The organism is Streptosporangium sp. H16 (assembly GCF_051918855.1).
Taxonomy (GTDB): Bacteria; Actinomycetota; Actinomycetes; order Streptosporangiales; family Streptosporangiaceae; genus Streptosporangium.
The window spans coordinates 1-1,224 of the sequence record NZ_JBPXMD010000111.1 but is presented as its reverse complement, the minus strand read 5'-3'; the positions used below and the strand labels follow the sequence as shown (position 1 = coordinate 1,224).

Sequence of the window (1,224 nt, the reverse complement as noted above, 5' to 3'; positions counted from 1 at the left end):
TGCTCCGTTCCTCAAAGCAGGTAGGTAAAACGGCGTCGGCGTTGACGAGGCTCGGGAGCCGGGCGGCCCCAGATCCAGGGGCGAGCGCGGGCGTTGAGCTGGGTGGTGGCCACGGCGGTGGCGTAGGCGATCTCGTCAGGGTCGGCGAAGGTCTGCCCGGCCAGGGCCTGGCGGCGGAAGATGCGCCACCAGGCCTCTTGTAGGTTGAGCCAGCAGGCGCCTTTGGGAATGAACACCTGCTGGATCCGTGGATGTTCGGTGAGCCATTCGCGGGTGGAGACGCTGTTGTGGCTGGAGAGATTGTCGGTGATCACCGCGATCGTGCCGATCGGGTTGTTCTGCTCCAGTAGGGCCAGGAAGCGCTGCCAGCCGACACTGTTGCGCGATGCGGCTGTCATGGTGACCGCATGGCCATCAGCGACGCGCAGGCCGCCGTACACCCAGGTCTTCTGTGGCCCGCGGCTGTATTCCAGCCGGGCTTTGATCCGCCGGCCGTCGGCGCTCCAGCCGGGGGCGGGCTCGAAGGTCCGGGGAAGGACGGGGCCCAGCTCATCGGCGGCCACGACCGTCACTCCCGGCGGCGGGCAGGTGTAGAGGGCAACAACCTGGGTTCTTTTGGGGCGAAGTCCGGGTCGTGGCTGGTGGCCCAGGAGCGAGGGCGGCGCCAGCGCACCCCCTCGGCCAGCAAGATCCGCCGCACCTGCGAGCGCGCCACCACAATGCCCAACTCATGGACGGCCTCGGTCAGGGTGTCCAGCGTCCAGCTGCCCGGCCCGGCCTCATCGGCCGCGGCCAGCTCACCGGTTGCCTGATCGCGCACCGGCCGGCCCGGCGGCCGGCTGCGGGCCAGCGCGATGATCTGCGAGCGCTCGGCTTCGCCGAGCCGCCGTTTACGGCCGACACCAGGGCGATCTCCCAGCCCGTCCAGGCCCTGATCGTTGAAGCGCGCCAGCCGGTAGCGCACCGTCTTCTCCGCACAGCCGAGCTCACGGGCAATCTGCGGCACCCGCGACCGCTCCCAGCTCAACGCGATGATCTGAGCTCTACGAATCCAGTCGGCCGGAGCGTGCCGGGCACCGGCCAGTTTGCGGATCTTGCGTTCCTCGATCGCGTCCTTCGGCGCTCGCGCGAACAGGAGCTTCGGCACTGCCTCACCGCCTATCAAGACCTACTGGGCCCTGATAGTACGTCTAATCTTGCCACTCAAAAAGGAACGGAGCACTA

General features: G+C 68.2%; 2 protein-coding genes. Both read right to left on the bottom strand.

Annotated elements, in window-relative coordinates:
• Positions 1-11: 11 nt before the first annotated feature.
• Positions 12-563: a transposase gene (locus ACTOQ2_RS43890; RefSeq protein WP_440107966.1), complete on the bottom strand. Its 552-nt coding sequence runs from the start codon at positions 561-563 to the stop codon at positions 12-14.
• 5 nt (positions 564-568) lie between these two features.
• Positions 569-1,147 (bottom strand): helix-turn-helix domain-containing protein, encoded by a 579-nt coding sequence (locus ACTOQ2_RS43885; RefSeq protein ID WP_440107963.1) that lies wholly within the window; start codon positions 1,145-1,147, stop codon positions 569-571.
• Between the last annotated feature and the right edge of the window lie 77 nt (positions 1,148-1,224).